At 58.5% G+C, this 22996-nt stretch carries 24 protein-coding genes; 11 read left to right on the forward strand and 13 right to left on the reverse strand.

Annotation, left to right across the window (positions count from 1 at the left end; genetic code table 11):
• Positions 1–19: 19 nt before the first annotated feature.
• A complete protein-coding gene (locus HDE80_RS14115) occupies positions 20–853 on the reverse strand; it encodes an AraC family transcriptional regulator (protein WP_184671894.1) in 834 nt (277 codons plus the stop codon).
• 368 nt (positions 854–1221) lie between these two features.
• Here HDE80_RS14115 and HDE80_RS14120 point away from each other — a divergent pair, with 368 nt between their 5' ends.
• From HDE80_RS14120 to HDE80_RS14130, 3 genes are read left to right on the forward strand one after another with little or no spacing between them, the layout of a single operon-like run.
• Positions 1222–1605, forward strand: a complete 384-nt coding sequence (locus tag HDE80_RS14120; RefSeq protein WP_184671895.1) for a YciI family protein — start codon at positions 1222–1224, stop codon at positions 1603–1605.
• A 9-nt stretch (positions 1606–1614) separates the two neighbouring features.
• Complete coding sequence (locus HDE80_RS14125) at positions 1615–1824, forward strand: hypothetical protein (protein ID WP_184671897.1); 210 nt, start codon at positions 1615–1617, stop codon at positions 1822–1824.
• 51 nt (positions 1825–1875) lie between these two features.
• The gene (locus HDE80_RS14130) at positions 1876–3357 is read left to right on the forward strand and encodes a DHA2 family efflux MFS transporter permease subunit (RefSeq protein WP_255483760.1); all 1482 of its coding nucleotides are present in this window, start codon (positions 1876–1878) and stop codon (positions 3355–3357) included.
• Between the two features lie 120 nt (positions 3358–3477).
• Here HDE80_RS14130 and HDE80_RS14135 read toward each other — a convergent pair whose 3' ends face one another.
• Positions 3478–4137 (reverse strand): glutathione S-transferase family protein, encoded by a 660-nt coding sequence (locus HDE80_RS14135; RefSeq protein ID WP_184671899.1) that lies wholly within the window; start codon positions 4135–4137, stop codon positions 3478–3480.
• Between the two features lie 299 nt (positions 4138–4436).
• Between HDE80_RS14135 and HDE80_RS14140 the strand changes: the two genes are divergently transcribed.
• From HDE80_RS14140 to HDE80_RS14150, 3 genes are all read left to right on the forward strand, one after another.
• Positions 4437–5831: a serine hydrolase gene (locus HDE80_RS14140; protein WP_184671901.1), complete on the forward strand. Its 1395-nt coding sequence runs from the start codon at positions 4437–4439 to the stop codon at positions 5829–5831.
• A gap of 347 nt (positions 5832–6178) precedes the next feature.
• Entirely contained in the window at positions 6179–7903 is a 1725-nt protein-coding gene (locus HDE80_RS14145) for an alpha-L-fucosidase (protein ID WP_184671903.1), read from the forward strand.
• A gap of 138 nt (positions 7904–8041) precedes the next feature.
• Positions 8042–8764 (forward strand): glutathione S-transferase family protein, encoded by a 723-nt coding sequence (locus HDE80_RS14150; protein WP_184671905.1) that lies wholly within the window; start codon positions 8042–8044, stop codon positions 8762–8764.
• An 87-nt stretch (positions 8765–8851) separates the two neighbouring features.
• Here HDE80_RS14150 and HDE80_RS14155 read toward each other — a convergent pair whose 3' ends face one another.
• The gene (locus HDE80_RS14155; protein ID WP_184671907.1) at positions 8852–9721 is read right to left on the reverse strand and encodes an NmrA/HSCARG family protein; all 870 of its coding nucleotides are present in this window, start codon (positions 9719–9721) and stop codon (positions 8852–8854) included.
• A 132-nt stretch (positions 9722–9853) separates the two neighbouring features.
• Here HDE80_RS14155 and HDE80_RS14160 point away from each other — a divergent pair, with 132 nt between their 5' ends.
• Positions 9854–10762, forward strand: a complete 909-nt coding sequence (locus tag HDE80_RS14160; protein ID WP_184671909.1) for a LysR family transcriptional regulator — start codon at positions 9854–9856, stop codon at positions 10760–10762.
• Here the strand turns inward: HDE80_RS14160 and HDE80_RS14165 are convergent.
• From HDE80_RS14165 to HDE80_RS14175, 3 genes are all read right to left on the reverse strand, one after another.
• Complete coding sequence (locus HDE80_RS14165; RefSeq protein WP_184671911.1) at positions 10698–12329, reverse strand: glycosyltransferase family 39 protein; 1632 nt, start codon at positions 12327–12329, stop codon at positions 10698–10700. The genes HDE80_RS14160 and HDE80_RS14165 overlap by 65 nt on opposite strands.
• A 909-nt stretch (positions 12330–13238) precedes the next feature.
• Positions 13239–14120: an aldo/keto reductase gene (locus tag HDE80_RS14170; protein WP_184671913.1), complete on the reverse strand. Its 882-nt coding sequence runs from the start codon at positions 14118–14120 to the stop codon at positions 13239–13241.
• A gap of 126 nt (positions 14121–14246) precedes the next feature.
• Entirely contained in the window at positions 14247–14720 is a 474-nt protein-coding gene (locus tag HDE80_RS14175) for a nuclear transport factor 2 family protein (RefSeq protein WP_184671915.1), read from the reverse strand.
• Positions 14721–14820: 100 nt separating this feature from the next.
• Here HDE80_RS14175 and HDE80_RS14180 point away from each other — a divergent pair, with 100 nt between their 5' ends.
• Entirely contained in the window at positions 14821–15261 is a 441-nt protein-coding gene (locus HDE80_RS14180; RefSeq protein WP_184671917.1) for an Rrf2 family transcriptional regulator, read from the forward strand.
• A gap of 26 nt (positions 15262–15287) precedes the next feature.
• Here HDE80_RS14180 and HDE80_RS14185 read toward each other — a convergent pair whose 3' ends face one another.
• Positions 15288–16031: a glucose 1-dehydrogenase gene (locus tag HDE80_RS14185; protein WP_184671919.1), complete on the reverse strand. Its 744-nt coding sequence runs from the start codon at positions 16029–16031 to the stop codon at positions 15288–15290.
• Positions 16032–16187: 156 nt separating this feature from the next.
• Positions 16188–17072 carry an AraC family transcriptional regulator gene (locus tag HDE80_RS14190; RefSeq protein WP_184671921.1) on the reverse strand — a complete coding sequence of 295 codons (885 nt, stop codon included), beginning with the start codon at positions 17070–17072 and terminating at the stop codon, positions 16188–16190.
• A gap of 141 nt (positions 17073–17213) precedes the next feature.
• Between HDE80_RS14190 and HDE80_RS14195 the strand changes: the two genes are divergently transcribed.
• Positions 17214–18131 (forward strand): alpha/beta hydrolase, encoded by a 918-nt coding sequence (locus HDE80_RS14195; protein WP_184671923.1) that lies wholly within the window; start codon positions 17214–17216, stop codon positions 18129–18131.
• A 747-nt stretch (positions 18132–18878) separates the two neighbouring features.
• Here HDE80_RS14195 and HDE80_RS14200 read toward each other — a convergent pair.
• Both HDE80_RS14200 and HDE80_RS14205 read right to left on the reverse strand, forming a co-directional pair.
• The gene (locus HDE80_RS14200) at positions 18879–19025 is read right to left on the reverse strand and encodes a tautomerase family protein (protein WP_184671925.1); all 147 of its coding nucleotides are present in this window, start codon (positions 19023–19025) and stop codon (positions 18879–18881) included.
• 167 nt (positions 19026–19192) lie between these two features.
• Positions 19193–20059 carry an alpha/beta hydrolase gene (locus HDE80_RS14205; RefSeq protein ID WP_221437597.1) on the reverse strand — a complete coding sequence of 289 codons (867 nt, stop codon included), beginning with the start codon at positions 20057–20059 and terminating at the stop codon, positions 19193–19195.
• A 287-nt stretch (positions 20060–20346) separates the two neighbouring features.
• Between HDE80_RS14205 and HDE80_RS14210 the strand changes: the two genes are divergently transcribed.
• Positions 20347–20898 (forward strand): TetR/AcrR family transcriptional regulator, encoded by a 552-nt coding sequence (locus HDE80_RS14210; protein WP_184671929.1) that lies wholly within the window; start codon positions 20347–20349, stop codon positions 20896–20898.
• A 249-nt stretch (positions 20899–21147) separates the two neighbouring features.
• On the opposite strand, the gene HDE80_RS14215 is transcribed toward HDE80_RS14210, so the two are convergent.
• Positions 21148–21894, reverse strand: coding sequence for a glucose 1-dehydrogenase (locus HDE80_RS14215; RefSeq protein WP_184671930.1), 747 nt, complete (start codon positions 21892–21894; stop codon positions 21148–21150).
• A 104-nt stretch (positions 21895–21998) separates the two neighbouring features.
• Here HDE80_RS14215 and HDE80_RS14220 point away from each other — a divergent pair, with 104 nt between their 5' ends.
• Positions 21999–22391, forward strand: a complete 393-nt coding sequence (locus HDE80_RS14220; protein WP_255483763.1) for a helix-turn-helix domain-containing protein — start codon at positions 21999–22001, stop codon at positions 22389–22391.
• On the opposite strand, the gene HDE80_RS14225 is transcribed toward HDE80_RS14220, so the two are convergent.
• Both HDE80_RS14225 and HDE80_RS14230 read right to left on the reverse strand, forming a co-directional pair.
• Positions 22388–22711 (reverse strand): hypothetical protein, encoded by a 324-nt coding sequence (locus HDE80_RS14225; protein ID WP_184671932.1) that lies wholly within the window; start codon positions 22709–22711, stop codon positions 22388–22390. The two genes, HDE80_RS14220 and HDE80_RS14225, sit on opposite strands and share 4 nt — an antisense overlap.
• Before the next feature lie 18 nt (positions 22712–22729).
• On the reverse strand, positions 22730–22882 hold the full coding sequence (locus tag HDE80_RS14230; RefSeq protein ID WP_184603634.1) for a hypothetical protein: 153 nt from the start codon (positions 22880–22882) through the stop codon (positions 22730–22732).
• Positions 22883–22996: the final 114 nt, after the last annotated feature.

Raw genomic sequence — 22996 nt, forward strand, 5'->3', positions numbered from 1 at the left:
ATGTTTCTCGTCGTCAGGATCATTTGACGTTCAGTGGCAACCAGATCTCGACATCGCCGATGCCGGTGGTGTTGTCGAAATCAGGGCTGTACTTTTCAAAATCAGGCGCATCGGCCACCTGCAGGCCGGAGCGCGGCAGCCAATGGCCGACGAAGGTCTGCCAGGTGCGACGGATCGCCGAGATATGGCCGTGATGGGTGGCTACCACGTAATCGCGCGCCGGCAGACGCAGTGTGCTGAGCGCAGGATCGAGCCCGGCGAAACCGGGTACATCGAAGCCGGCGATGTATTCGTAGCTGCCCTCGTCGTCGCTGTTGCAGAACACACCGAACGCCGTACGCATAGTCGGCAAGTTGGCTGCGTGGTTCAGCCAAAGCCGCTGCCACTGCGCTGGAATGCCCTGCGTGGTATCCGTTGTGTAACGGCAGCCCAGGCCAGCGATAAAGCGTGTGCCATCACTCATCAGGCGCGGCTCATCCAGCGCGATCAACGGGCCATCGACCGTGCGCAATGGTTCCACCAGTGCCAGTCCTGTCACCGTGCCGCGTTCGCGCAACTCCATCGGACTCAGGTTGAATTGTTCGCCGAATGCGCGGGTGAACGCTTCATGTGAGCTGTAGCCAGTGCCCAAAGCCACATCGAGAATATCCGGTGCACCGGCCGCCAAAAGTCGCGCTGCCTCCGTCAGCCGCCGCGCACGCATGTAGCGCACCACCGACCAGCCCGTCATCGACTGGAACAAACGCGCCAGATGAAATGGCGACACCCCTGCCACACTCGCGATCTCGCCTAGCGAGGGATCCTCGCTGAAGTGACTTTCGATATACCAGAGCGCTTTTTCGGCGGCGACCATAGTGAATCCATACAGGCAAGTTTCGACCGTGTCAGCGTAACCGTCCCCGTGGTTGCCGGCTTGATCGTTCTTGCGGGTGCTGTGCCATGTGCCACGCAGGTTGTGTGGCGAATTTTTTGCGTCACATGAAAGAGCACGGTTCTGCAGAAAATAAGGTCGCTTCGATAGCGGCCTTTTAGCGGAATTGGAGCGAAATGACCCGCTTAATCCAGCTCGGTAGACGCCATGCCGTCGACAATAGCGGCGATAAGTTTTCAGGACATGTCGATCTGGCCATCTCCCGTTCGTTGCATGGGTAGCCGCGAGGGTTTACAGGATGCGCAATCGTCCAGCGCCCGGCCCGAATCAGCCACTAGAGGAGCAAGACCATGCGATTCCTTTCATTGATCAGGATCAACGAGAACAACGGACTGCAGCCGAGCGAGCAGTTGATGAGCGATATGGGCAAGCTCATGGAAGAAGTGACCCGGGCCGGGGTCATGCTCGACACGGCGGGGCTCAGGCCGACGTCGGAAGGAACACGGGTACGACTTTCCCACGGGAAAATCAGTATGGTCGACGGTCCTTTCACCGAGACCAAGGAGGTGATCGGCGGCTATGCGATGATGGAGACGAAGTCGATGGAAGAAGCCATCTATTGGGCCACGCGATTCCTGAAGGTCCATGGCGACGAGTGGGACATCACTTGCGAAGTGCGGCAGCTTGTAATGCATCGCGATCCCGGAGTGACAGCTGAAGCAGCAGCATCCTGACGGGTGCCGATGGCCCCCCACAGCGCATCCAAAAGGGCCTTTGTGTATCTTCCGGTCGATACGCCTGCCGAAGCCAAACGCATCTTCTATGCCCTGGCCGAAGATGGCGAGGTGCAGATGCCCATCCAGGAAACCGTCCTGTCCTATCGATTCGGCATGTTGACGGATCGTTACGGCAAGGCGTGGATGGTCAACTGCATGAAGATGCCGGATGCATAGGTAAGATAATCACGTCAGGCTTCGAAAACCCACCATTTGCGAGATCCATGCATGCGTACAACAGCGATCGACAGCCCGGCTGCAATGCCGTCAGACCAACAGGTGCATCATGACCGGCGCTGGCTGGCCTTGATGGTCCTGTGCCTGGGCGTATTGATGATCGTGCTCGATACGACGATCGTGAATGTTGCATTGCCATCGATCAAGACGGATTTGAAGTACTCCGCGACGTCGCTGGCCTGGGTGGTGAATGCGTACATGTTGACCTATGGCGGCTTTTTGCTGCTCGGCGGTCGACTGGGTGATCTCTACGGGCATCGGCGCCTGTTCCTGATCGGCATTGTGGCGTTCACGCTGGCATCGCTGGCCTGCGGTCTATCCAGCACGCAAACTGCCTTGATTGTGGCGCGTTGTGTGCAAGGACTCGGCGGTGCCGTGGTGACGGCGGTGGCGTTGTCGCTGATCATGGATCTGTTTACTGAAGCGGCTGATCGCGCCAAGGCGATGGGCATCTACGGCTTCGTCTGTGCGGGTGGCGGCAGTCTCGGTGCGATGCTGGGCGGTGTGCTGACCAGCAGCCTGAGTTGGCATTGGGTGTTTCTGGTCAATCTACCGATCGGTATCGGCGTGATCGTTCTCTCCCTTCGCTTGTTGCCGGCTGGGTTGAGTGAGGTGACGTCACGACACCTGGATGTGCTCGGCGCCGTGATCGTGACCACGGCACTGATGCTTGCCGTATACGCGATCGTCAATGGCAACGAATTGGGGTGGCTGTCGCATCGCACGCTCGGGCAACTGCTTGTGGCGATCGTTTTGCTGGCGCTGTTCCTGTTGATCGAAACGCGTGTGCGCAGACCGCTACTGCCACTGCGATTGTTCAAGCTGCGCAATATTGCGGTGTCCAATATTGTTGGTGTGCTGTGGGCGGCGGCCATGTTTGCCTGGTTCTTTCTCTCGGCGCTGTATATGCAGCTGGTGCTTGGCTATAACCCGATGGAAGTGGGGTTGGCCTTTCTGCCGGCAAACCTGATCATGGCTGTGTTCTCGCTGGGCGTTTCGGCGAAGCTGGTGATGCGCTTCGGTATCCGTCGTCCGCTGGCGTTTGGACTGCTGCTGGCAGCGGCTGGCTTGTTGCTGTTCGCACGTGCGCCGGTGGATGGCCATTTCCTGATCGATATTCTGCCCGGCATGGTGCTGCTTGGTCTGGGTGCAGGTATCGCGCTCAATCCCGTGCTGCTGGCGGCCATGAGCGATGTGTCTCCGGCCGAATCCGGGCTTGCCTCGGGAGTGGTCAACACATCTTTCATGATGGGCGGCGCGTTGGGTCTGGCCATTCTTGCCAGCCTCGCGGCTTCACGTAGCGAGAGCTTGCTGGCGAGTGGCCACGAACAGCTCGCCGCACTGGACGGCGGCTATCAAGCGGCCTTTCTGGCAGGTGCCTGCTTTGCCGCGTTGGGCGCACTGCTCGGTGCGGCGATGCTGCGCACGAGCCCGGCAGCCATAGAAGACGATAAGGTTGCATCGATTCCTTGACTGTCGCAAAGGGCGCATCCCTGTGTCGGAGTGCGCCCTTCGGTGCTTGCCGCCGATCAGAGTGAGCGGCGGGAACGAGGGAAGGGGTGCGTCATCGTTGGCCTTCGATGGGCCGACAGTTCAATCGCGATCGGGCGCGCCGAGCGGGAACAGCGGGCGGTACGGGCGCGCTTCGTCGACAGCTCGTGCAAACGACGGGCGCGCCAGCAGCCGTTGCCGATAGGCAATCACGTTGGCGAACGATGGGTCGATGCGATGCGTCCAGTCGGCGTAGAACAGGAACGGAGCAGCGCCGCAATCGGCGAGGCTGAAGCTTTCACCGGCCGCCCATTCACGCCCGGCCATGACCTTGTCGAGCCAGCCGTAGGCGGTATCGAGCATCGTGCGTGCGTCGGCGACACCTCTTGCGTCGCGCTCTGCTTCTGGCCGCAGGCTGTCGGCCACGATCTTCTGCTGCGGCGTCGATATGTAGTTGTCGAAGAAGCGGTCCATGCTGCGAACTTCGAGCGCAGCACGGGCATTCGCGGGAAGCAGCGATACTGGTCCCGGATGGTACAGAGCGAGGTGTTCGATGATGATGCTTGCTTCGATGATTGTGTGGTCACCGTCCACCAGTATGGGAAAGCGCTTCAACGGCCATAGCGCCGCGAATTCCTGGAATAGCTGCGGGTTCTCGTGCGATAGCAGGCGCCATTCGAACGGCGTGCCGTTCTCGTACAGCGCAACCAACGCCTTCTGGCAGTAGGAGGAAAACGGATGGGCATAAAATTTCAAAGTCATCGTGGTCACCTTGAGTGGAGAAGGGTGCTTTCCCTGACGACGAACGAGATCGAAGGAAATCGACATCCATCCGGAGATATTAGTTGAACGGCTTCCACCACGGCGATGGGTTTCCTGAAACAAGGATGGTTGGAGATTCTTTACCGTTACGATAATCGCCTGGAGCTGCGCAGGTCGACGCGTCAGCCCCTGGCAAGGTAACGGCTTCTATCACGTCTCCGCGCCTCATTGCCCAAGCGCGTAACGAGGTGCAAGGACACGGGGACATTGGCATAACGACCTGACACGGAAAGATCACTATGGTTGCTCGCAAGTTCAAGATCGTCGCTGGAACGCTGCTTGTCATCGCGATTGCCGCGGCGGTTTCCATCAAGGTTCTCGCTGGCGAATCGCTCTCCATCGCGACCAGCTCGGTGAGTCGTTCGCTGTGTGACGGGGCATTCCTGTCGCACGTCGATCCCGATCGCCTGTTTGCGGAAGAGCAACTGCCCAACATGCGCAGCATCGGGTGGGCACTTCACTATCGCGTGGATCGCGAGAAGCATGAGGTGCGTGCCAGCGTACTGGGCGCCTTTGGCGCCCGTGCGGTCTATCGCGAGGGTCTCGGATGCGTGCTGGTTCACGGAGATGCCACGCTTCCCGAGTCTGCCGGTTTCAAGGCCGAGCCCATCGCGAGTGCATTCGCTGAAGCTGGCGTGGTGGAGCCCACCGACCCGGCGTTTCGCAAGGTGCTCGATCACGCCTTTGCCGAACCCGACCCGTCGCAGCCGCGCCTGACCAAGGCTATCGTCGTACTGCACGATGGCAAGCTGATCGCGGAGCGCTACGCTTCCGGCTATGGACCCGACACCCCCATCTGGGGTCATTCGATATCCAAGTCGATCACCAGTGCGTTGATCGGGATTCTTGTGCAGCAGGGCAAGCTGCGCGTGGATCAGACGGCTCCCATTGCTGCGTGGGCCTCCCCGCAGGATCCGCATCACGCCGTCACCATCGACGAGCTGTTGCGTATGGATAGCGGCCTGCCATTCGATGAAACCGATGGCCCAGTCAATCCCATGGCGCGCATGTTTTTTCTGGAAAACGACATGGCCCGCTACGCGGCGACGGTGCCGCTGGACCATCCGCCGGGTACCACCTGGGCCTACAGCAATCTCGGCTATGTCTTGCTTGCGCGCATCGCGGTCAATGCGGCCGGTGACGGTGGTGCGGTGGATGCCGAGCGTCTCGTGCGCGCTCAGCTGTTTGCGCCGCTTGGCATGCGCCATGCCGTTTTCGAAACCGATCTCGCCGGCACGCCGGTCGGCTCCAGCCATGTCTACGCATCGGCACGGGATTTTGCGCGATTCGGACAGCTCTATCTCGACGATGGCGTGGTCAACGGCCGTCGTATCCTTCCCGAAGGATGGGTGTCCTACAGTCACTCGCAAACTCTCAAGACCGGCTATGGCGCGGGCTTCTGGACCAATCTGGTGAACGAGGGCAGCGTGCCGGTATGGGATGCGCCCTGGGGTATCCCGCAAGCGCCGAAAGACATGTTCTACGCCCGCGGTGCCTTCGGCCAGTACATTGTCATCGTGCCATCGGAACATCTGGTGATAGCGCGTCTCGGCATCAGCCTCCATGCTGGCACAGGCATCGGTGATCTGGTCGCCGGGGTCATCGCCGCGCTGCATCAGCAGTCGCAGCCGTAACCACAGCGAAAGCCTTTTCTCTACGAGGGGTCGCTCCATGCCGCCGCCGTGCGACTGCGCCATCACGTTGGTCACTGTTTGTGTGACTCGCCACTGCCAATGCCGAGGCGCAGACGTAAAGTCAGCATGCTTCGCGCGCAAGTGTGGAATGTTGGTTCTGCGGTTCGTCATCGTGGACGCAAGCGAATAGAGGACGTTTCCCGAGCTTGTTGATCCTGTCAGCGTGATCCGCTGATTGACTTGGGCAAGACGATCGTGTGTTCTGAATGGCGATCCATCATTTCGACGAAGGGCTTCAACGCATGCGGTCACGTCATATCACGGTTTTGTTTCGATCAGCGCTTTGCATGGCCTTGCTGTCTACGGGAGCTTCCGGCCTTGCGCTTGCCCAGACAGCGCACACGGGCGACCAGCCATTGCCGCTGGGCCACGCGCGACCCAGTGCCGCCACCGTGCAGGCATGGAAGGATCGCAAGTTCGGCATGTTCATCCATTTCGGCCTGTACTCCGTGTCCGGCGGCATGTGGAATGGCAAGCGTGTGGACAATGGCTACAGTGAGCAGATTCTTGCTAATGGCAACGTGCCGCCCGAGCAATACGCGGCGTTGGCGAACCAGTTCGATCCGGTGAAATTCGATCCCGACGCGATCGTGGCGCTGGCCAAGGCTGCCGGCATGAAATTCATTGTGCTGACCGCCAAGCACCACGACGGCTTCAATATGTTCCATACAGCGCAGACGCCATACAACACCGTGGATGCCACACCGTACAAACGTGATGTAGTGAAGGATCTGGCCGACGCCTGCGCCCGCGCTGGCATGCCCTTCGGCGTGTATTACTCCACGATCGACTGGCATCACCCGGGCGGCAATCACTACATCGAGGGCAACAGCAATCCGATCACGCTGGCACAGGCGGATTTCAACGTGGCGCAGATCAAGGAGTTGCTGGGCAACTATGGGCCGATCGCGGAGATCTGGTTCGACATGGGCAAGCCAACGCCTGTGCAGAGCGCGCGCTTCGCTGATGCTGTGCATGCCTTGCAACCACAAACGATGGTTTCCGGTCGTGTGTGGAATTATCAGGGCGACTTCACCGTGATGGGCGATAACTCGGAGCCTGACGTTGCGATCGAGGAGCCGTGGCAGTCGCCGGCGTCGATGTTTCCGCAAACATGGGGTTATCGTTCGTGGCAGCAGCGCGATGACCTGCCGGGAAAGATCCGCGAGAACATTGCTCGGCTTGTGCGTGTGGTGAGTGCGGGTGGCAACTACATTCTCAATATCGGGCCGCGCGGAGATGGTTCGGTGGTGCCTTACGAGGCCGACGTGTTGCACGGGGTGGGCCAGTGGTTGCGCGTCAACGGCGAGGCGATCTACGGCACCAGGGCGCAGCCATTCGATGCGCTCGATTTTGGCTATGCCACGATGGGCAAGCACATGCTGTACCTGTTCATCGATAAGCTGCCTGCTGATGGTGTACTGCATCTGCCGGACATCGTTGACTCCCATCTTGGGTCGGGCCGGTTGCTCGGTGACGCTTCCGGCAAGTCGGTGTCGGTAAGCATCGACAGCGCGGGCGCGACGATGGACGTCCATTTGCTGGCTTTGGCTGGCGCATTCATGCCGGTGATTGCGGTACCGGTCGATGGCGTGCTTCATGTACGGCCGCATGCCGTGGCTGCATCGAGCGATGGACAAGTGCGACTCAGCGCGCAGCACGCCGAGCACTTCCTCAACTACAACGGTTTCGGTTACGAGGATCCGTCGACGGTTTACAAGCTGCGCTGGTATGCGGCTCTGAGTGAGGGTGACTACCAGTTCACGATTCACTATGTGGCTGGCGATAAGCCTGCGCGTCTGGATCTGCTCGTGGATGGCCAGCGTCAGACTGTTTCCCTGGCGGCAGGTGCCGGTCAGCATCTTGCGCATGCAGTGTCCGGTCGTCGCGACAGCAACGCACAGCCTTATGCGATGCAGGTTGAGTTGACCCCGGTGGAGCCGTTCCACAAGGGTGATCGCTTGCCGGTGTTGATCGAAGCCGTGGATATTCTTCCGTCAGGCAAGCACTGATTTCCGGTGAAGAAATGATCCGTTGTGCTGGATCGTCAGTGAGCTAGCGAGGAACGATCGTATCTACACCACTGCTGACACGACGTTGTCAGTAGCCCGGCGTGAGGCTATACGTACTTTCCGCTTCCGAGCCTGCCCATGTCGTCATCGAGCCTTACCTTGTACGCCTCACGCCCCGGTTTCGGATTGCCCGATACCAGTCCGTTCGTAATCAAGACCGAAGTACAGCTGAAGATGGCCGGTGTTGACTATGACAGGGCATCCACCATTCCACCGCAAGCACCGAACGGCAAGCTGCCTTTCATCAATGACCACGACGAGGTGGTGAACGACTCCACTTTTATCCGTACGCATATCGAGCGCAAATACGGCGTGGATCTGGACGAGGGTCTGGACGCGCGTCAGCGTGCGGAGTCCTGGGCGATCGAGCGCCTGCTCGAGGACCACCTCTATTTCACGATGGTCTGGTTCCGCTGGATCGATCCGGAGAATTTCGCCAAGGGTCCAGCGCATTTCGCCGACAGCGCGCCTGAAGCAGATCGACCGAAGCTGCGCCAGGACCTGCAGGCACGCAAGGCTGTCGAATTGCATGCGCAGGGACTGGGCCGGCATACGCCAGCGAGGATCGTAGAGCTGGGTACTCATTCGATCGACGCGTTATCGCAGCTGCTTGGTGACAAAGTTTGCTTCATGGGCGAGAAACCCAGTGGCGTGGATGCCACGGCCTTCGGCGTACTCGCTTCCGTGCTCACGCCATTCTTTGATACGCCGCTGCGTCGGGCAGCGGAGGCCCGACCGAACCTGGTCGCCTACGTCGCCCGCATGATGCAGCGCTATTACCCCGAGCATGCATGGAGTTAGCCTGGTCTGTAGAACGTGACTGCGCATGTCAGGCGCACCGAAAAGAAAAAGCCGCGCACTGCGCGGCTTTTTCTTCCTGTCATTTGCTCAACGCCACGCTGCTGCCGTTTCCTTCACGAAATCCCGGTACGAGCGCGGTGCGTGCCCGAGGATGCCGGTCATGATGTCGATGGCACCGGGCTTGGGCAGCATGCCGTCGCTCTGGAAACGCGCCAGCATCAGGCGGATGTCGTAGGCGGACCATGATGGCGCGCGGCCAGCCATGTTCTTCTCAAAACCGACCAGATCGTTGCCGCCGTAGGCGACCGGCTTGCCGAGTGTTTCGGACCAGATCGCCGCGGCGTCCTTGCCGGTAATGGCATTCGGACCGACCAGCTCGATGACTTCGCGCGGCAGCGGGGTGGCAGCCTGCTCGCGACGCAGCAGCGAGGTAACGGCAATCTCTGCAATGTCGCGGGTATCGACCATCGACACGCCCAGCTCGCCGAGCGGCATCGGGTAGAGGCCGTTCTCCAGCGCGCCTTTCATCATCGCGTCGTTCTGCATGAAGTACGACGGACGCAGCACGGTCGCCGGCAGGTTGAGCTGCTCGATCGCACGCTCCACCGTGTACTTGCCGGTGAAGTGCGGCACGTCGGTAAACGCGTCGCTGTTCTGTACCGAGAAATAAACGATGCGCTGGATGCCGGCCTCACGCGCCAGGCTCAGCGTGATCAAGGCCTGGGTCACTTCGTCGGCGACCACGGCGTTGAGCAGAAATAGTGTGTCGACACCTTTCAGCGCAGCGCGCATGGATTCCACATCGGTCATTTCGCCAGCGACGGCGCGCACGCCCTTGGGAAAGTTGGCCTTGTCGGGGTTGCGGGTCAGGGCGTGGACGGTGGCGTTGCGGGCAACCAGACCGTTGACGACCTGGGTGCCGATGGCGCCGGTGCTTCCAGTGACGAGAATGCTCATGTCGTTACTCCTTTCGTTTCAGGGATGGGTTTGATGTGGAGGTGTGGAGCGGGTACGGGTCTACTTTGATCGTTTCATAAAAGAAACGAAATATGCATAATCGAGACATAAAGTCTCAAAAATGGAACGTATATGGATCTCGAGGCGCTGGTCGATTTCAATGCCGTGGCCAGTCATGGCGGCTTTAGTCATGCCAGCCGGGCGACCGGTCGACCCAAGGCCACCTTGTCCCGACGGGTGAGGCAGTTGGAGGATTCGCTGGGCGTGCACCTGATCGAACGAGGCGCGCGCACCCTGCGACTCACCGATGATGGCGCCGCGTTGCATGAACAGACGTCGGCACTGCTCGATCGCATCGACGACATCAAGGAGGCGCTGATCGGTGATGTCGGTCTGCCGCACGGCCGTCTGCGCATCAATGCGCCGGTGCTGTTCGCGCAACGCGGGTTGGGTCGCATCGCTGCGCGGTATGCCGCGGCCTATCCGGACGTGCAGCTCGAGATCACCGCCGACGATCGTTTCATCGATCCACTGGCCGATGGCTACGACCTTGTGCTTCGCGCGAATCCCAAGGCGACCACCGAGCTGGCCGGTCGCTGCTTTCTGCGCGATGAATTGATCGTGGTGGCGGATCCATCGATCACCCGCCCCGAATCGGCGAGCGAGGATGCGCCGGTGCCCGCCGTGATTTTGCTGGGTGCGCCCGAGGGCTCGCCATGGAACATCGCGCGCGACGGGCAAACGCAGCAGCTGCACACACGGGCGGCCATGCGTTTGTCATCCATGACAATGGTCCATGACGCTGTGTTGGATGGCGCCGGTGTCGCGATGATGCCGCGCTCGCTGGTACAGGCCGACCTGGACGCGGGTCGGTTGTTCAACTGGGGTAATGCCGTTGGTCGTCGGATCGAAGTGTGGGCGCTGTATCCGCCGAATCGTCACGTGAGTCGGAAAGTTTCGGCCTTCATCCGCATGCTCACGGAGCAATTCGTTGACGGCTCACCGGAAGGATTTCAGTCGCTGTCGCGATTGGTGGGGTGATTAGTGAATTCACGCCGTTGGAACGCCAGGTTGAGTCTCCATTGTTCGGCGCATCAAACATCAGGATGGTGATTTCCTTGCCCTCGGGGATCTCCAGGGTCGGGGTGCCCAAGGCGGCAATGCGGTTTTTGAACGTGTCGAGTTCTTCGCGCGGACCCATGGCCGAGCGGCCATTGACGGCCCAGACGCGGCCACCCTGCTTCCACCGTTCCAGCGCGACGTCGAGTCGCGACGTGACCAGGGCGGTATTGCCGATAGGCACTTCGTCTTTGGGTTGCAGCACGGCGAGCATGGTGGGTGCGTTCGAATCGCCGGTGAATACCGTATCGCCGGGGCGCACGTTCGCAGCCAGTGCAGCGGCGGCCTTGTCCCAGCGTGGTTTGGTTTCGGTTCGATAAATCGGTAACAAATTGACCGTACATAGCAGCAATAGCGCAATGACCGCGGTGGGCATCATTCGACGCGGTAATGCGGCAGCACCGATACCGACCAGGATGAAGAATGGTGCAGCACTCCACAGGATGTAGCGCGGCAACACCATGGACTTGATCAGCGAGATAGCCAGCAGCAATAGCGGCAGCACCGCGAAGCCCAGCAGCAGCACTCGTCCTTCCAGCCGCCTGCGTATGCGGTACAGCCCGATGCCGCCGAGTACTGCCACCAGCAATCCGAGCAGGGGAACCGCGGTGGGTAGCACGCTGAAACGTATTACCGCGGCCATGCGCATCAGGTAAGCGCTCTTGGCCACGACTCTGAGATTTTGCCAACTCAGCGGGGGGATCCAGTCGAACTTCTGCAGCATCTGGCCATCGCTGAACGCGAGGATGGCACCGTAAAACGGCACGCAGCACACCAGGATGATCGCCACGCTCAGTCGCCAGTTGCGCTGAAAGCCGATGCGCGCTTCGGGCGGCGTCTCCATGCGCAGGCCGCGCCAGATCAGGAACAGCGATACGTTGGCGGCGAGCAGCCAGGGTGCGGCATCACTGAGTACATCCAGCGCGCCGATCGTGCCGATCAGATAGAGCGCCCAGCCGCAGCGATCGAACTGCGGGTGCCGAATATCCAGCGACGCCCGCAGCGGATTTTGCGCCAGGCGTACCAATCCCCACAGGGCGATGGTGATCAGCAAAGTGACGAGTGTGTACGAGCGCGCCTCTTGCCCGTACTGCACCTGGAGCGGCGATAACGCCATCAACAGTCCGGCGACGATGGCGGCAGGGCGGCCGGCAATGCGCCGTGCAATGGCGAACACCACGCCAACAGACAACGTGCCGAATAGTGCCGAGGGTACCCGCAACCAGACGTTGTTCGAGTCGAACTGCGAGAACAGTTGCAGCATCAGGAAGTAGCTTGGCATGTGCCGGTTGCTGAAGCTGTCGGCGATCAGGCCATCGAGGCCGAGATGAATGCGCTGGTAGGTCAGCGCTTCGTCGAGCCAGAACGGTTGGCTATCTATATGTAGCAGGCGAGCTGTCAAGCCGATAAACACGACAAACAGTACCCAAGCGATGTCGCTCGCTGTCAGTTTCCCGATCGTGCCGCTTTGCTGGTTGTCGATAGCCATGAACATTTTCGAGGTGAGGCAGCCGCGGTGATTGCAGCGGCGATATAAACGGCTGGGACACATCACGCAAGTGACAGAAAATAGTTCACCGACATGACAATCCGACGATCCATCTCGGCGGGGTGTGCAAGCTAACGTCGGCAGCATGGATCGGTTGTCAGCGCAAAATGACACGTTGGGCCGTGTTCAGTCCTGAATCACTGCGCGAGAGCCGTGGGTGCAAAGGGTCAGCTCATAGTGATTCGAGTTCATTGCCTCAACTAACCATGATGTGGCCGGTTGCATATTCCACTCGAAACCGGCCACCTCTAACGATGCAAACCCGCCACTGGGAATGCTCTCAAACCCGCCACCCGAAATGGCCTGAAAGCGCTACCAAGATGAGGCTGGTTCGCCGACTATCGCGTTACCAGGGCGAACGGGACGCGCAAGTGACGGAGCACGGACGGCGGATAGATGTACTTGCAGTTTCGCTGAAGGGCCGACAAGCTGCGAAGGGCAGAAGTCGACCCATTTGAGCCGGTCGCGAACGTCCGCTTTGTGGGCGTCCATTTTTCTGGGAGTGGGTGTATAAACCGCACCCGGCGACCTCTTTCGTTCATCGGACTGTCCGGTGTTCGGAGACTAAACGAAACACCATTTGGACGTCCATCTTGTTAGCCAGGTTCTCGTCGGGCTGGTCCGACCCGTTGCTACCGCTTCGCACTGGCGTGGAATCTTTTTTCACACCACGGTGGCCACCTTCATGGCACGTTTGCCGGGCGGCGCACCATTAAGATGCTTCAGCCACGCGTTGGCGTCGTAGGTTTCATCATTCTCCAGCATTGCCTACAGCTGCCGGGCATGTTTGTTGGCGATAGCCGCATTCATTGCTCGCTGCGGCTATTTGCATCAGAGCCTGTCGTTGCATCAGGTAGTCTGATTCTCGTCTAGCTGTTCGAGGGCATCCATGTCCGCGGCAGAGAGTACGATATTGCAGGCATCCATATTCTCCTCAAGATGCTGCACAGACGAAGTACCCGGGATAGGAATGAGAACGGGCGAGCTTTTTAAAAGCCAAGCAAGCGCAATTTGCCCCGGTGTCATAGCCGTGCGAGCGACGATTTGCGCTATTACTGACGACTTCGCAAACGGACCGACGTTTTGCGGATAGAACGGAATGAAACCTATCGCGTTAGTTTCGCAATAGCTCAGCACGTCGAAATGCTTACGGGTAGCAAGATTATAGACGTTCTGTACCGTTGCAATGTCCACCACGGATCGTGCCCGTTCGATTTCCTCGATACTGACTTCCGATAGGCCGATGTGGCGAATCTTGCCCTCCTCACGAAGAGCGCGAAACACGTGCATGGTTTCCTCGATGGGGGTTGCCGGATCGACACGATGTAGTTGATAAAGGTCGATGCACTCAACGCCAAGATCATGCAAGCTGCCTTCGATAGCCTTGCGGATATGTTCCTCCGTACCATTTGTCGACATGCCAGGGTTTTCGCGCGTCGCAGGTCCGCTACGAACCATTCCACCCTTCGTCGCGATGACCAGTGACGCGGAATAGGGGGACAGAGCTTCGCGGATAAGTTGCTCATTGTAGCCAGGGCCATAGACGTCGGCGGTGTCAATGAAGTCCACGCCCAACTCGACCGCACGACGGAGCACGCTCTGCGCGCTAGCCTTATCCGCCGGCGGCCCCCATACACCCGGACCGGTAAGACGCATCGCGCCAAAGCCCATGCGATGAACCGAAAGGTCGCCGCCGATACGAAAAATGTTGCTCTTTGCGATGGTGGCCATGGTCTTTCCTAAAGTTGAACAAGCTTAAACTTTAAGCGCGGACCTTAGTCCATGCTCAAGGAGCGAACGATAGAGAACTTCCGATTCCCCATGCGGCTATAAGAAACACCCTTCATATAACCTCTCCTAGAAGGCGTATGGGAGGTCGTGATAGATGCGCAGGTGCGCCATCATCCAGCGCCCATCGACTTTCTTCAGGATCGGGCGGTAGTAGCCACTCTCGATCGGAGTGATGGTTCCTTGCGCGCCAAAAGCCCCTTCCGGCCAACCGCCTTCAGGCCTCTCTGCGCCGACGACGTTAAACACCACAAAATGGACGTCGAGCGTCGCGGTGTCGTCCTTGACTTCGATGATTGAGTCATGGGTGGTGTGATGGCTCCAGCCTCGCGGCGGATGCGGCTTCATCATCGTGGTGACGGCTGCACCAATGGCTTCCGCCCCGACCAGCTCGCCAATGAGTTCAGGTGTGCCTGCATTGTTGTAGAAAACCTCGACCTTGCCGTCGGGCAGAAAGATGCGGCTCATTGCCGCTCCATCTCGGTAGTCGGCTGCCCGCACGTACCGCGCCTGCACTTCTTGAATATCACGTTCATCGGACATCGAAACTCTCCTTGAGTGAATATGTGCCTATGATTAATACATATATCGCACTTGATATGCAACCATGAAAAATACATATTGGGCAAACTAGGAGCCCATAATGATCGATGTCCGTTTCCCGACCGCCTTGCAGATGATGCTCAGCCTGGCGTTGGCTCAGGCCGAAGGCGTCGAACGGCTGAGTTCCGCCGAGTTGGCTGAGGGGGTCGACTCCAATCCAACCTTCGTCAGGCGATTGTTGGTGCCCCTGATGCAGGTGGGTCTTGTTCGTTCGACCATGGGGCGAGATGGGGGGGTGAGCCTTAGCGTCGACGCCGCCGCGATCACGCTCGGCGAAATCTATAAGGCGACGATGGGGGACAAGAGGCTATGGAGCGGACGTAGCGATATCCCCCACCGATGCCTCGTCAGTTGCAATGTCGAACAATTCTTCGGGAAGTTGGCCTACGAGGTAGATGAGTCGGTGGTGCGCCTGTTGGGTAAGCGGACGCTGGCCGATACCCTCTTGGAACTTCGCACCCTCGATGCGGAGCGCGTTTAGGTCACGACCATCACGCGACCGATACTCTATTGACAAGTAACGCCGCCATCGATGACGAACTCTGCTCCGGTCGCGAAAGTCATTTCATCGGTCGAGAGCAATAACACCATGTGAGCCAGTTCCTCAGGCCGTCCTATCCGCCCCAGAGGTATCGCTTCTGTGTAGGAACTGAGTACCGCATCGTTATCGGGCGTACGTGCGTTGATTGGTGTATCGAAAAAACCGGGGTGGACAGAATTCACCCGAATATTGAGCGGCGCCAGTTCAATCGCAGCAGCCTTCGACATGTCGCGCACAGCGAACTTCGCTGCCACATAGGGTAGTACCTTGGGCGCACCGACGAGACCGGCGATCGACGAAATGTTGATGATCGAGCCACCCCCGACTGCTTTCATGGAAGGGACAACCGCGCGCATACCAAGAAAGACAGAAACCTGATCGATATCGATGATTTGCCGATAGTCAGATTCGGCCAAGTCCACAAGGGGCTTGAAAAACGATATCCCGGCGTTATTGACCAGGACGGATGGGCTCCCAAACGCCGCTGTACAAGTTTGCATCACCCTATCCCAGTCTTCAGCCCGCGACACATCATGGCGCTGGTAGAGGGCGTTGCGTCCGAGTTCTCGCGCTAGCGCCTCACCTTCATCATCACGAAGATCTGTCAGTAGCACTTTCGCACCTTCCCGGACAAGAAGTGTTGCAGTGGCAGCCCCAAGACCTCGCGCCGCACCTGTCACGATGGCAATTTTGTTTTCAGCTCGTCCCATGTACGCGTCTCCACGTTATTGACGGAGCTGAGCCTAATGCGATCCAAATAGGGCGACTATGCCGAATCGTTTCATATCTCTGCACCATCGTGTCAAACGCATGCTTGGCCTATGGTGGATCACTCGAAACGTCGGTAGCTTCGACCAAACGTTCCGCTATCGTCTTAGGGAATCGCCATCTTCGCGTGGTGGGCGACCGAACTGTCGCCGGTACTCCCGACTGAATTGCGATGAGCTGTCATAACCTACTTCGAACCCGATGTCGGCCACATTCTTCGATGAAGAAAGCAATAGCGCTCGAGCCACCTGCAGACGAACCTGTTTCTGAAACTGAATTGGACTCAACGATGTTACCGCTACGAAGTGTCGGTAAAACGACGTGATGCTCATACAAGCTACGTCAGCCATCTCTTCGATGCGTAAGGCTCGGGCGTAGTTGGCTCGAATCCACTTGATCGCTCGGCTTATCTGCATAGTGTGGCCGTCAGCGAATCCTAGTTGCTGCACCAGAGTTCCCTGTTCTCCGTTGATCAGGCGCCACAGAATTTCCCGCTCAATCGAATCCGCCAACATGGCCCTGTCCTTCGGACGATCCAGTAATCGAAGAAGGCGGACGACCGGATCAAGCAGGTCGTTGTCGAGATTGCTAACGGCAATACCGCGCTGGCGACTGCGGTCTTTGGGCTGGATTCCAGCCTCCAACAACAACGTGGCTACCCTGTCTGGGTTTAGCTTGAACCCAAGGCCAAGTAACGGTCCCTTTTCACTAGCCAAAGCGACTCGTGAACTCAATGGCAGGTCAACCGAATAAATAAGATATTGACCTGCTGCGTAGTGAAAGACCTCGTTTCCAAGCACAACATCTTTAGCCCCCTGTGCAATGAGCGCGAACGACGGCTCTGCCCAGTAAAGCTCGGATCGCGTCGGTAGCGTATAGGTGGACAAGAGAAGCCCCGGCAGCGCTGTCTCGGTTTCTCCCGCTGCGGCATGACGGCGAATCAACGCCTGAAGTTCCGTTAGTAGTTCATCCTCGCGCTTCATGCAGCCCTTGATCGAGAAATATGGAAATTGGAAGGATTGTGCATTTGCATGGCGGATTGTGTCTATCGCCAAATCTTGGATCTATCGTTCAATCGTAGACATCAACTGCATCGGTGCAGTGACGCTTGGAGATCGATCCACATGCAACAGCTATCAGTCACTTTCGACAGTGCAGGCCTGCGACTCGCTGGTACGATGTACCTTCCGAGCAAGGCTGCCGACGGTAAACAGCCGGCCATCGTGATTGGCCATCCTAGTAGCGGCGTGAAAGAACAAACCGCTGACCTTTACGCGCGTCACCTTGCTGAGCAAGGCTTTGTGACGCTGACCTTCGATGCCGCGTATGGCGGCGAAAGCGAGGGCGAGCCGCGTGGCCTCGAAGATCCCGGGCATCGTGTCGAAGACATCAAGGCTGCCATCTCATTTCTGAGTGCGCGTGACGGCATCGATTCCGATCGCCTCGGCTTATTGGGCATTTGTGCCTTGGGTGGCTACGCGGTATTGGCGGCAGCGACTGATCATCGGGTCAAGGCGGTAGCTACTATCAGTGGCACGGATATTGGCAGGTTTTTTCGCGAAGGTTACGATGGCAAGCAGGACCCTCAAGTGCTTCAGGCGATGCTGGATCACGCTGGCAAGGCGCGCACTGCGGAGGCGCGTGGCGAGGACGTGCAGCACTTTGCCATCTTTCCCGAATCCGAATCCGATGCGCGCCAGGCGGGACAGTATGTCTACGAAGGCTGGGAGTACTACTGCACACCGCGCGCGGCACATCCTCGCTCGACCAAGATGATGCCGTGGAGTAGTGTCGATCGGATCGCCACCTTCAATGGTTTCAGTCTCATCCACCTGATCTCACCTCGGCCATTGCTCATGGTCGTCGGCACGAAAGCCGCTACCCGCTGGATGACAGAAGGGGCGTTTGCTCGGGCTGGTGAGCCTAAGGCACTGCACTGGATCGAGGGGGCTAGCCATGTCGATCTTTACGACAAGGCTGAATACGTTGTGCCCGCTGTTGCAGCGCTCTCCGCCTTTTACAAGAAGAGCCTGAGCAAATAAATGGACAAAACTGTCGCGACCAAGACGGTAGATAACAGCTGGAATTTTGGTTTCTTGGCCGTCTAGAAACATCATCTCCACTGTCGCACCAAGACGGGAATCTTCCGACAATAGGCGAGCCGTGGCCTGTGACACGTGCCACTAGGAAGCCACGTGGCTTGTATAGGCCGCGCTTTCAGTGCGTTTCGATCCCGTTGCCCTTTTCTATCCGTGAGCGTCCTGTCTAACTAGTGATCCCTAGTGATCCAAGCGGGCGCCTTCACCGCCGCTCAATTCAGGCGTTGACCGTCAGCATCTGGTCGATAGTGTTGAAAAACTCGCTTCGAAAACTCGAGATCGTTTAAAGCGAGAAAATTCGGCCGCGACAATCGCTTTCTGTCGGCCAGAATGTGTAAATTTGTACAGAATCGAATTGTCGTTGCCGTCGCGATTCAAAATTTGGACGTCTATTTGTTAAATCGGAGTTTTCAACAGGATAGGCCGATTTCTGCCCGTCGCGTCGGCATCCTGCCAGAACTGGGCTGATCCGAGTGCATCGCCGGAGCGTAGGATTCATGAGCCTAGGGTGCGTATTCGGGAGCGCTCCAACTGGGCCGGTTCGAGAGCACTTTGGGTGGCCGGATTGAGAGCATTCCTGGTGGCGGATCTGAGAGTGGAATCGTTGGCGGGTTTGATCGGAATACGCAGCCGATCAAGTACGAACTCGCTGTCCAGGCACTATTGTAGAGACAGTGGTCATTTCTCCATTTACCCCTTGTCGATATCAGCCTTGCTGTGCGATCCGACGCCCCAGTGCTCGGGCTCGACCTCGGTCAGCAGGATTCGGATGGCGTGTTCGGGCACGCCAAGCGTGCGGGTAGTGGCTTCGGCGACTTCCTTGAAGAACGCATTCATCTGCGCGGCTGCCTGTTAGACACTGGTTTCTGACATCGCGTGTTTCAAAAATGCCCGTGCCTGATGTGTATGGCGCGGGCAGCCGTCAGCGAGACAGATCAGGTGCGCGTCGCCCGGATGCTGTCCCGCTCAACGGATTGTGCGCGGCGAAGAAGCGAAGCATTGCTTCACGCAAGGCTGCCCACCTTGCGTGCGAGGAAATCGTGCATCAGAGCCGCGATCTCTGCCGCATGAGTTTCCAGCGCAAAGTGGCCGGTGTTCAAAAGATGCACTTCCGCATCAGGAATGTCGCGTTGATATGCCTTCGCACCGGCCGGCAAAAAGAACGGATCCTTGTCACCCCATACCGCGAGCAGCGGCGGCTGGTGCTTGCGGAAATACGCCTGCCACGCGGGATAGAGCGCCACGTTGGTGCGATAGTCCAGTACCAGGTCCAGTTGAATATCGTCCATCCCCGGGCGGGCGATGTATGCCGCATCGAGGGTGTAGCCATCCGGTGAAACCTTCAGTGGATCGGCGCCATGCAGATACTGCATTCGGATGGCTTCGGGCGACAGCGCATCACGACACGCAGCACGCGTCTGCTCTGAAGGTGCGCGCCAATAGGCCTGATACGGTGCCCACACGTCGCTCAAGCCTTCTGCATAGGCGTTGCCGTTTTGAGAGATGATCGCGGTGACGCGTTCGGGGTGTGCTGCGGCAACGCGGAAGCCAGTCGGTGCGCCGTAGTCGAAAACATAGAGTGCGTATTTGTTCAGACCCAATGCTTCGGTGAAGGCAGTGACGACCTGCGCGAGATGATCGAAGCTGTAGTCGAACTGGCCACGCGGCGGCGCCTTCGTGTTGCCGAAACCTGGCAGATCCGGTGCGATCACGTGGTAGTCGCTGGCAAGCAGCGGGATAAGGTCACGAAACATGTGACCTGCGGTGGGGTAGCCGTGCAGCAAGAGCAATACTGGAGCACCCGGGCGACCGGCTTCCCGATAGAAGACGTCGACGTCGCCGAGCTTTTTTGTCTTGTACGTAACAGTCATGGAGGAATTGTCCTGTATTGAGTTTGCGGCTGAAGGCCGCTTCGAGGGAAACGCCGATCGCTGCATGGCATTGCCGATACGCGCCGTAGCCAGTGCAACCGATCCAAGTACGGCGCTACCCAGCAGGCCGCGTCGCTTTGCGTCTACGATCTTGGTTTCTGGAGAAAGCGGGGATTTCATGTAAGTTCCTTGATTCAGAGGTGGTATCGGCTGACGCATGATTTGCATTGGCAAGCTATTGCGATGAAAATACTACCTACCGGTCGTTATTATGCGAGCAGATATTCATGAAAACAACCCTTGATCAAATCGTTGTCGAGGCACGCGAGCTTTTTCGCGAGCGTGGTTACGCGGGTGCATCCATGCAAGACCTCGCCGAACGCGTGGGTCTGAAAAAGGCCAGCCTGTATACGCGCTTTCCCAGCAAGGAGGCGCTGGTCGAACCCGTGCTGGCGCTTACTCTTGAGGAGACGTTTGCCGATCTCGACGACGATGCCAATGATTGGTTGGGTAGCTACGAAGCCGTGTTGAAACGGATCGCCGCCGCACTCACCGATCGCGCGCGCTGCGTCGGTCTGCATCTCGCCTATGGCGTGCAGGCGGATGCGCCTGATGCGTTGAGTGCGGTGAGAAAGTATTTTGCCGCGTTGCGGGACGGTCTGGCTGCCATCCTGAAACACCCGTTGAGCACGAAGCGAGCGACAACAGTTGCTACCGACGCACTTGTTCGTCTTGAAGGCGCGACACTGTGGACGGTGATCGCGAACGATCCTCAACCCATGCAGCGTGCGCTTAAAGCCTTGATTGCCGAGGCACGCGCGCTAAACGCGTCGCCGTAAGCCGGAACGATCCGGCCGCTCGACCAAAGCGGCATGAACATTGGGTCTCATCTCTGCACCGGCTTGAAGCGATCTATGAGTCACCACCTGATCGACGCTCTCCGTGGAGTATTCATAGCGCGGCCTCAATATGGGGCAACGATCGAGTACAGGGCAGCATAAAAAAGACCCGCCCATTTCTGGTCGGGTCTTTACTATCCAGCCAATGCGCGCTCTTGCGATGCGTGCGTCAGTGTTGGACTTTATCGATCAACGCACGCCGCCGCCGGCAAGCAGCTGTTCGCCGGTGAGCCACGCCGAATCGTCCGAGGCAAGGAACACGGCGATCGAGGCGATATCGTTCGGCTGGCCGACCCGTCCCAGTGGAGTCTGCGCGACGATACCGGTTTCCATATCCGAACCGATGAAGCCGGCCGAGTGCGTGCCTTCGGTTTCGATGATGCCTGGATTCAGTGCATTGACGCGGATTTTGCGTGCGCCCAGTTCACGCGACAGTACGCCGGTGATGGCATCTACCGCACCCTTGGTACCGGTGTAGATCGCGCTACCTGGCGGAGTGATGCGACTGACCACGGAGCCGATGTTGATGATGCTGGAGCCTTCGCCGAGATGCTTGCTGGCGGCCTGGGTAGTCAACAGCAGGCCGAGTACGTTGATGTTGAACTGACGATGGAACTCTTCTTCAGTAATCTCCTCGAGCGGGGAAAATGCGTAGACGCCGGAGTTGTTGACCAGGACATCCAGTTTGCCGTAGTTCTTGATGGCCGCGTCGACAATGCCCTGTGCTTCGGCTGCCTTGGAGACATCGCCCTTGACGGCAACCGCCTTGCCGCCTGCTTTGTTGATCTCGGCGACGACCTTTTCCGCACCTTCCTTGCTGGAGGCGTAGTTCACGACGACTGACGCGCCAGCGGCGGCGAGCGATTTTGCAATGCCCGCGCCAATGCCTTTGGATGCGCCAGTGACGATGGCGACTTTACCGGTGAGCTTGCTCATGACGTTTCCTTTGATGGGTGGTTGGCGAAAAGTGCTAGATGGGTTCTTAAATCCCGTAGTTCGTAACTTATGAACTATGGAACTAAATGTCAAGGGCTGCTAACATGATCACCATGAGACCGCTGATTCACCCATCGATCGAAGATGTGACCGTGGAGGGCATCCTGCATGCGCTCGCCGATCCGGTGCGAGTGGCGATCTATGCGGAACTGGCGAGTTCCGCCTGCGCCAATATCTGCTCCAACTTTCTGAAGGTCAGTGACCGCAGCATCCCCAAGTCCACACTTTCACAGCACTTCCGCGCGCTGCGTGAAGCCGGGTTGGTGCGCAGCGAGCGACGCGGCGTGGAAATGCATAACACCACGCGCTGCGATGAAATTGAAAAACGCTTCCCCGGTTTGCTCGCTGCCATCATGAATGCCCATCGCATCCAGTCTGCCGACTGCGCCCGCGCCGTCAAACGCCAACAAGCGGCTGCCAGGAAGCAGGCCGGTTAACTAGCAACGCTTCTGGATTGGCGACGACGTCGCCTCCAGCGTTTCCAGCGGTGTTCGATACAGAAGAGTGCCCGCCGCGTGGGGCGGCGCAGAAACGGCACATCCTGTACGAGCAGCAGCAGGCCCAGTGGCAGCATCCAGAGGCCAAGCAGCGGCAGGATACTGAAGACGCCACCGAGCATCAGCAAAAGTCCGATGGGAATGCGCACCCAGCGTGAGGATGGTTTGCGCAACCAACGGAGCGTGCGGTTGGCCCAGCCCGGCAGTTTCTCTCCCCAACGGTCGAGCTGGTGATTCAGCCGCTGCTGGTCCCTGTTCACCGCATTGCCATGCTGAGTTTACTGGCCGCTGGGTGGCGTCTTGCTTGCATCGTCTGATGCAGCCTTGGCCGCCTCGCGCTCTTCACGCTTGCGCGCGTCCTTCTCTTCCTGCTGTTTCTTCTTGGCGAGTTCGCGCTGACGCTTTTCGAACGAATAATTGGGCTTGGCCAAGGGGGTATCTCCATAAAGGGCGGCCCATTGTAGTGGTCAGAGCCTACCGAGGCATCAGAACACGCATTTTCCCCTGTTGGCGAAGAGAGCGGCGAATCTGCATAAATCCGGTAA

Origin of the sequence: Rhodanobacter sp. A1T4 (assembly GCF_014207185.1) — a bacterium.
GTDB lineage: Bacteria > Pseudomonadota > Gammaproteobacteria > Xanthomonadales > Rhodanobacteraceae > Rhodanobacter.

Excerpts from the sequence above, each read along its gene's own strand:
- HDE80_RS14115 (WP_184671894.1), bottom strand. The coding sequence starts at position 853 with ATGGTCGCCGCCGAAAAAGCGCTCTGGTATATCGAAAGTCACTTCAGC.
- HDE80_RS14120 (WP_184671895.1), top strand. The coding sequence starts at position 1,222 with ATGCGATTCCTTTCATTGATCAGGATCAACGAGAACAACGGACTGCAG.
- HDE80_RS14125 (WP_184671897.1), top strand. The coding sequence starts at position 1,615 with ATGGCCCCCCACAGCGCATCCAAAAGGGCCTTTGTGTATCTTCCGGTC.
- HDE80_RS14130 (WP_255483760.1), top strand. The coding sequence starts at position 1,876 with ATGCGTACAACAGCGATCGACAGCCCGGCTGCAATGCCGTCAGACCAA.
- HDE80_RS14135 (WP_184671899.1), bottom strand. The coding sequence starts at position 4,137 with ATGACTTTGAAATTTTATGCCCATCCGTTTTCCTCCTACTGCCAGAAG.
- HDE80_RS14140 (WP_184671901.1), top strand. The coding sequence starts at position 4,437 with ATGGTTGCTCGCAAGTTCAAGATCGTCGCTGGAACGCTGCTTGTCATC.
- HDE80_RS14145 (WP_184671903.1), top strand. The coding sequence starts at position 6,179 with ATGGCCTTGCTGTCTACGGGAGCTTCCGGCCTTGCGCTTGCCCAGACA.
- HDE80_RS14150 (WP_184671905.1), top strand. The coding sequence starts at position 8,042 with ATGTCGTCATCGAGCCTTACCTTGTACGCCTCACGCCCCGGTTTCGGA.
- HDE80_RS14155 (WP_184671907.1), bottom strand. The coding sequence starts at position 9,721 with ATGAGCATTCTCGTCACTGGAAGCACCGGCGCCATCGGCACCCAGGTC.
- HDE80_RS14160 (WP_184671909.1), top strand. The coding sequence starts at position 9,854 with ATGGATCTCGAGGCGCTGGTCGATTTCAATGCCGTGGCCAGTCATGGC.
- HDE80_RS14165 (WP_184671911.1), bottom strand. The coding sequence starts at position 12,329 with ATGGCTATCGACAACCAGCAAAGCGGCACGATCGGGAAACTGACAGCG.
- HDE80_RS14170 (WP_184671913.1), bottom strand. The coding sequence starts at position 14,120 with ATGGCCACCATCGCAAAGAGCAACATTTTTCGTATCGGCGGCGACCTT.
- HDE80_RS14175 (WP_184671915.1), bottom strand. The coding sequence starts at position 14,720 with ATGTCCGATGAACGTGATATTCAAGAAGTGCAGGCGCGGTACGTGCGG.
- HDE80_RS14180 (WP_184671917.1), top strand. The coding sequence starts at position 14,821 with ATGATCGATGTCCGTTTCCCGACCGCCTTGCAGATGATGCTCAGCCTG.
- HDE80_RS14185 (WP_184671919.1), bottom strand. The coding sequence starts at position 16,031 with ATGGGACGAGCTGAAAACAAAATTGCCATCGTGACAGGTGCGGCGCGA.
- HDE80_RS14190 (WP_184671921.1), bottom strand. The coding sequence starts at position 17,072 with ATGAAGCGCGAGGATGAACTACTAACGGAACTTCAGGCGTTGATTCGC.
- HDE80_RS14195 (WP_184671923.1), top strand. The coding sequence starts at position 17,214 with ATGCAACAGCTATCAGTCACTTTCGACAGTGCAGGCCTGCGACTCGCT.
- HDE80_RS14200 (WP_184671925.1), bottom strand. The coding sequence starts at position 19,025 with ATGAATGCGTTCTTCAAGGAAGTCGCCGAAGCCACTACCCGCACGCTT.
- HDE80_RS14205 (WP_221437597.1), bottom strand. The coding sequence starts at position 20,059 with ATGACTGTTACGTACAAGACAAAAAAGCTCGGCGACGTCGACGTCTTC.
- HDE80_RS14210 (WP_184671929.1), top strand. The coding sequence starts at position 20,347 with ATGAAAACAACCCTTGATCAAATCGTTGTCGAGGCACGCGAGCTTTTT.
- HDE80_RS14215 (WP_184671930.1), bottom strand. The coding sequence starts at position 21,894 with ATGAGCAAGCTCACCGGTAAAGTCGCCATCGTCACTGGCGCATCCAAA.
- HDE80_RS14220 (WP_255483763.1), top strand. The coding sequence starts at position 21,999 with ATGATCACCATGAGACCGCTGATTCACCCATCGATCGAAGATGTGACC.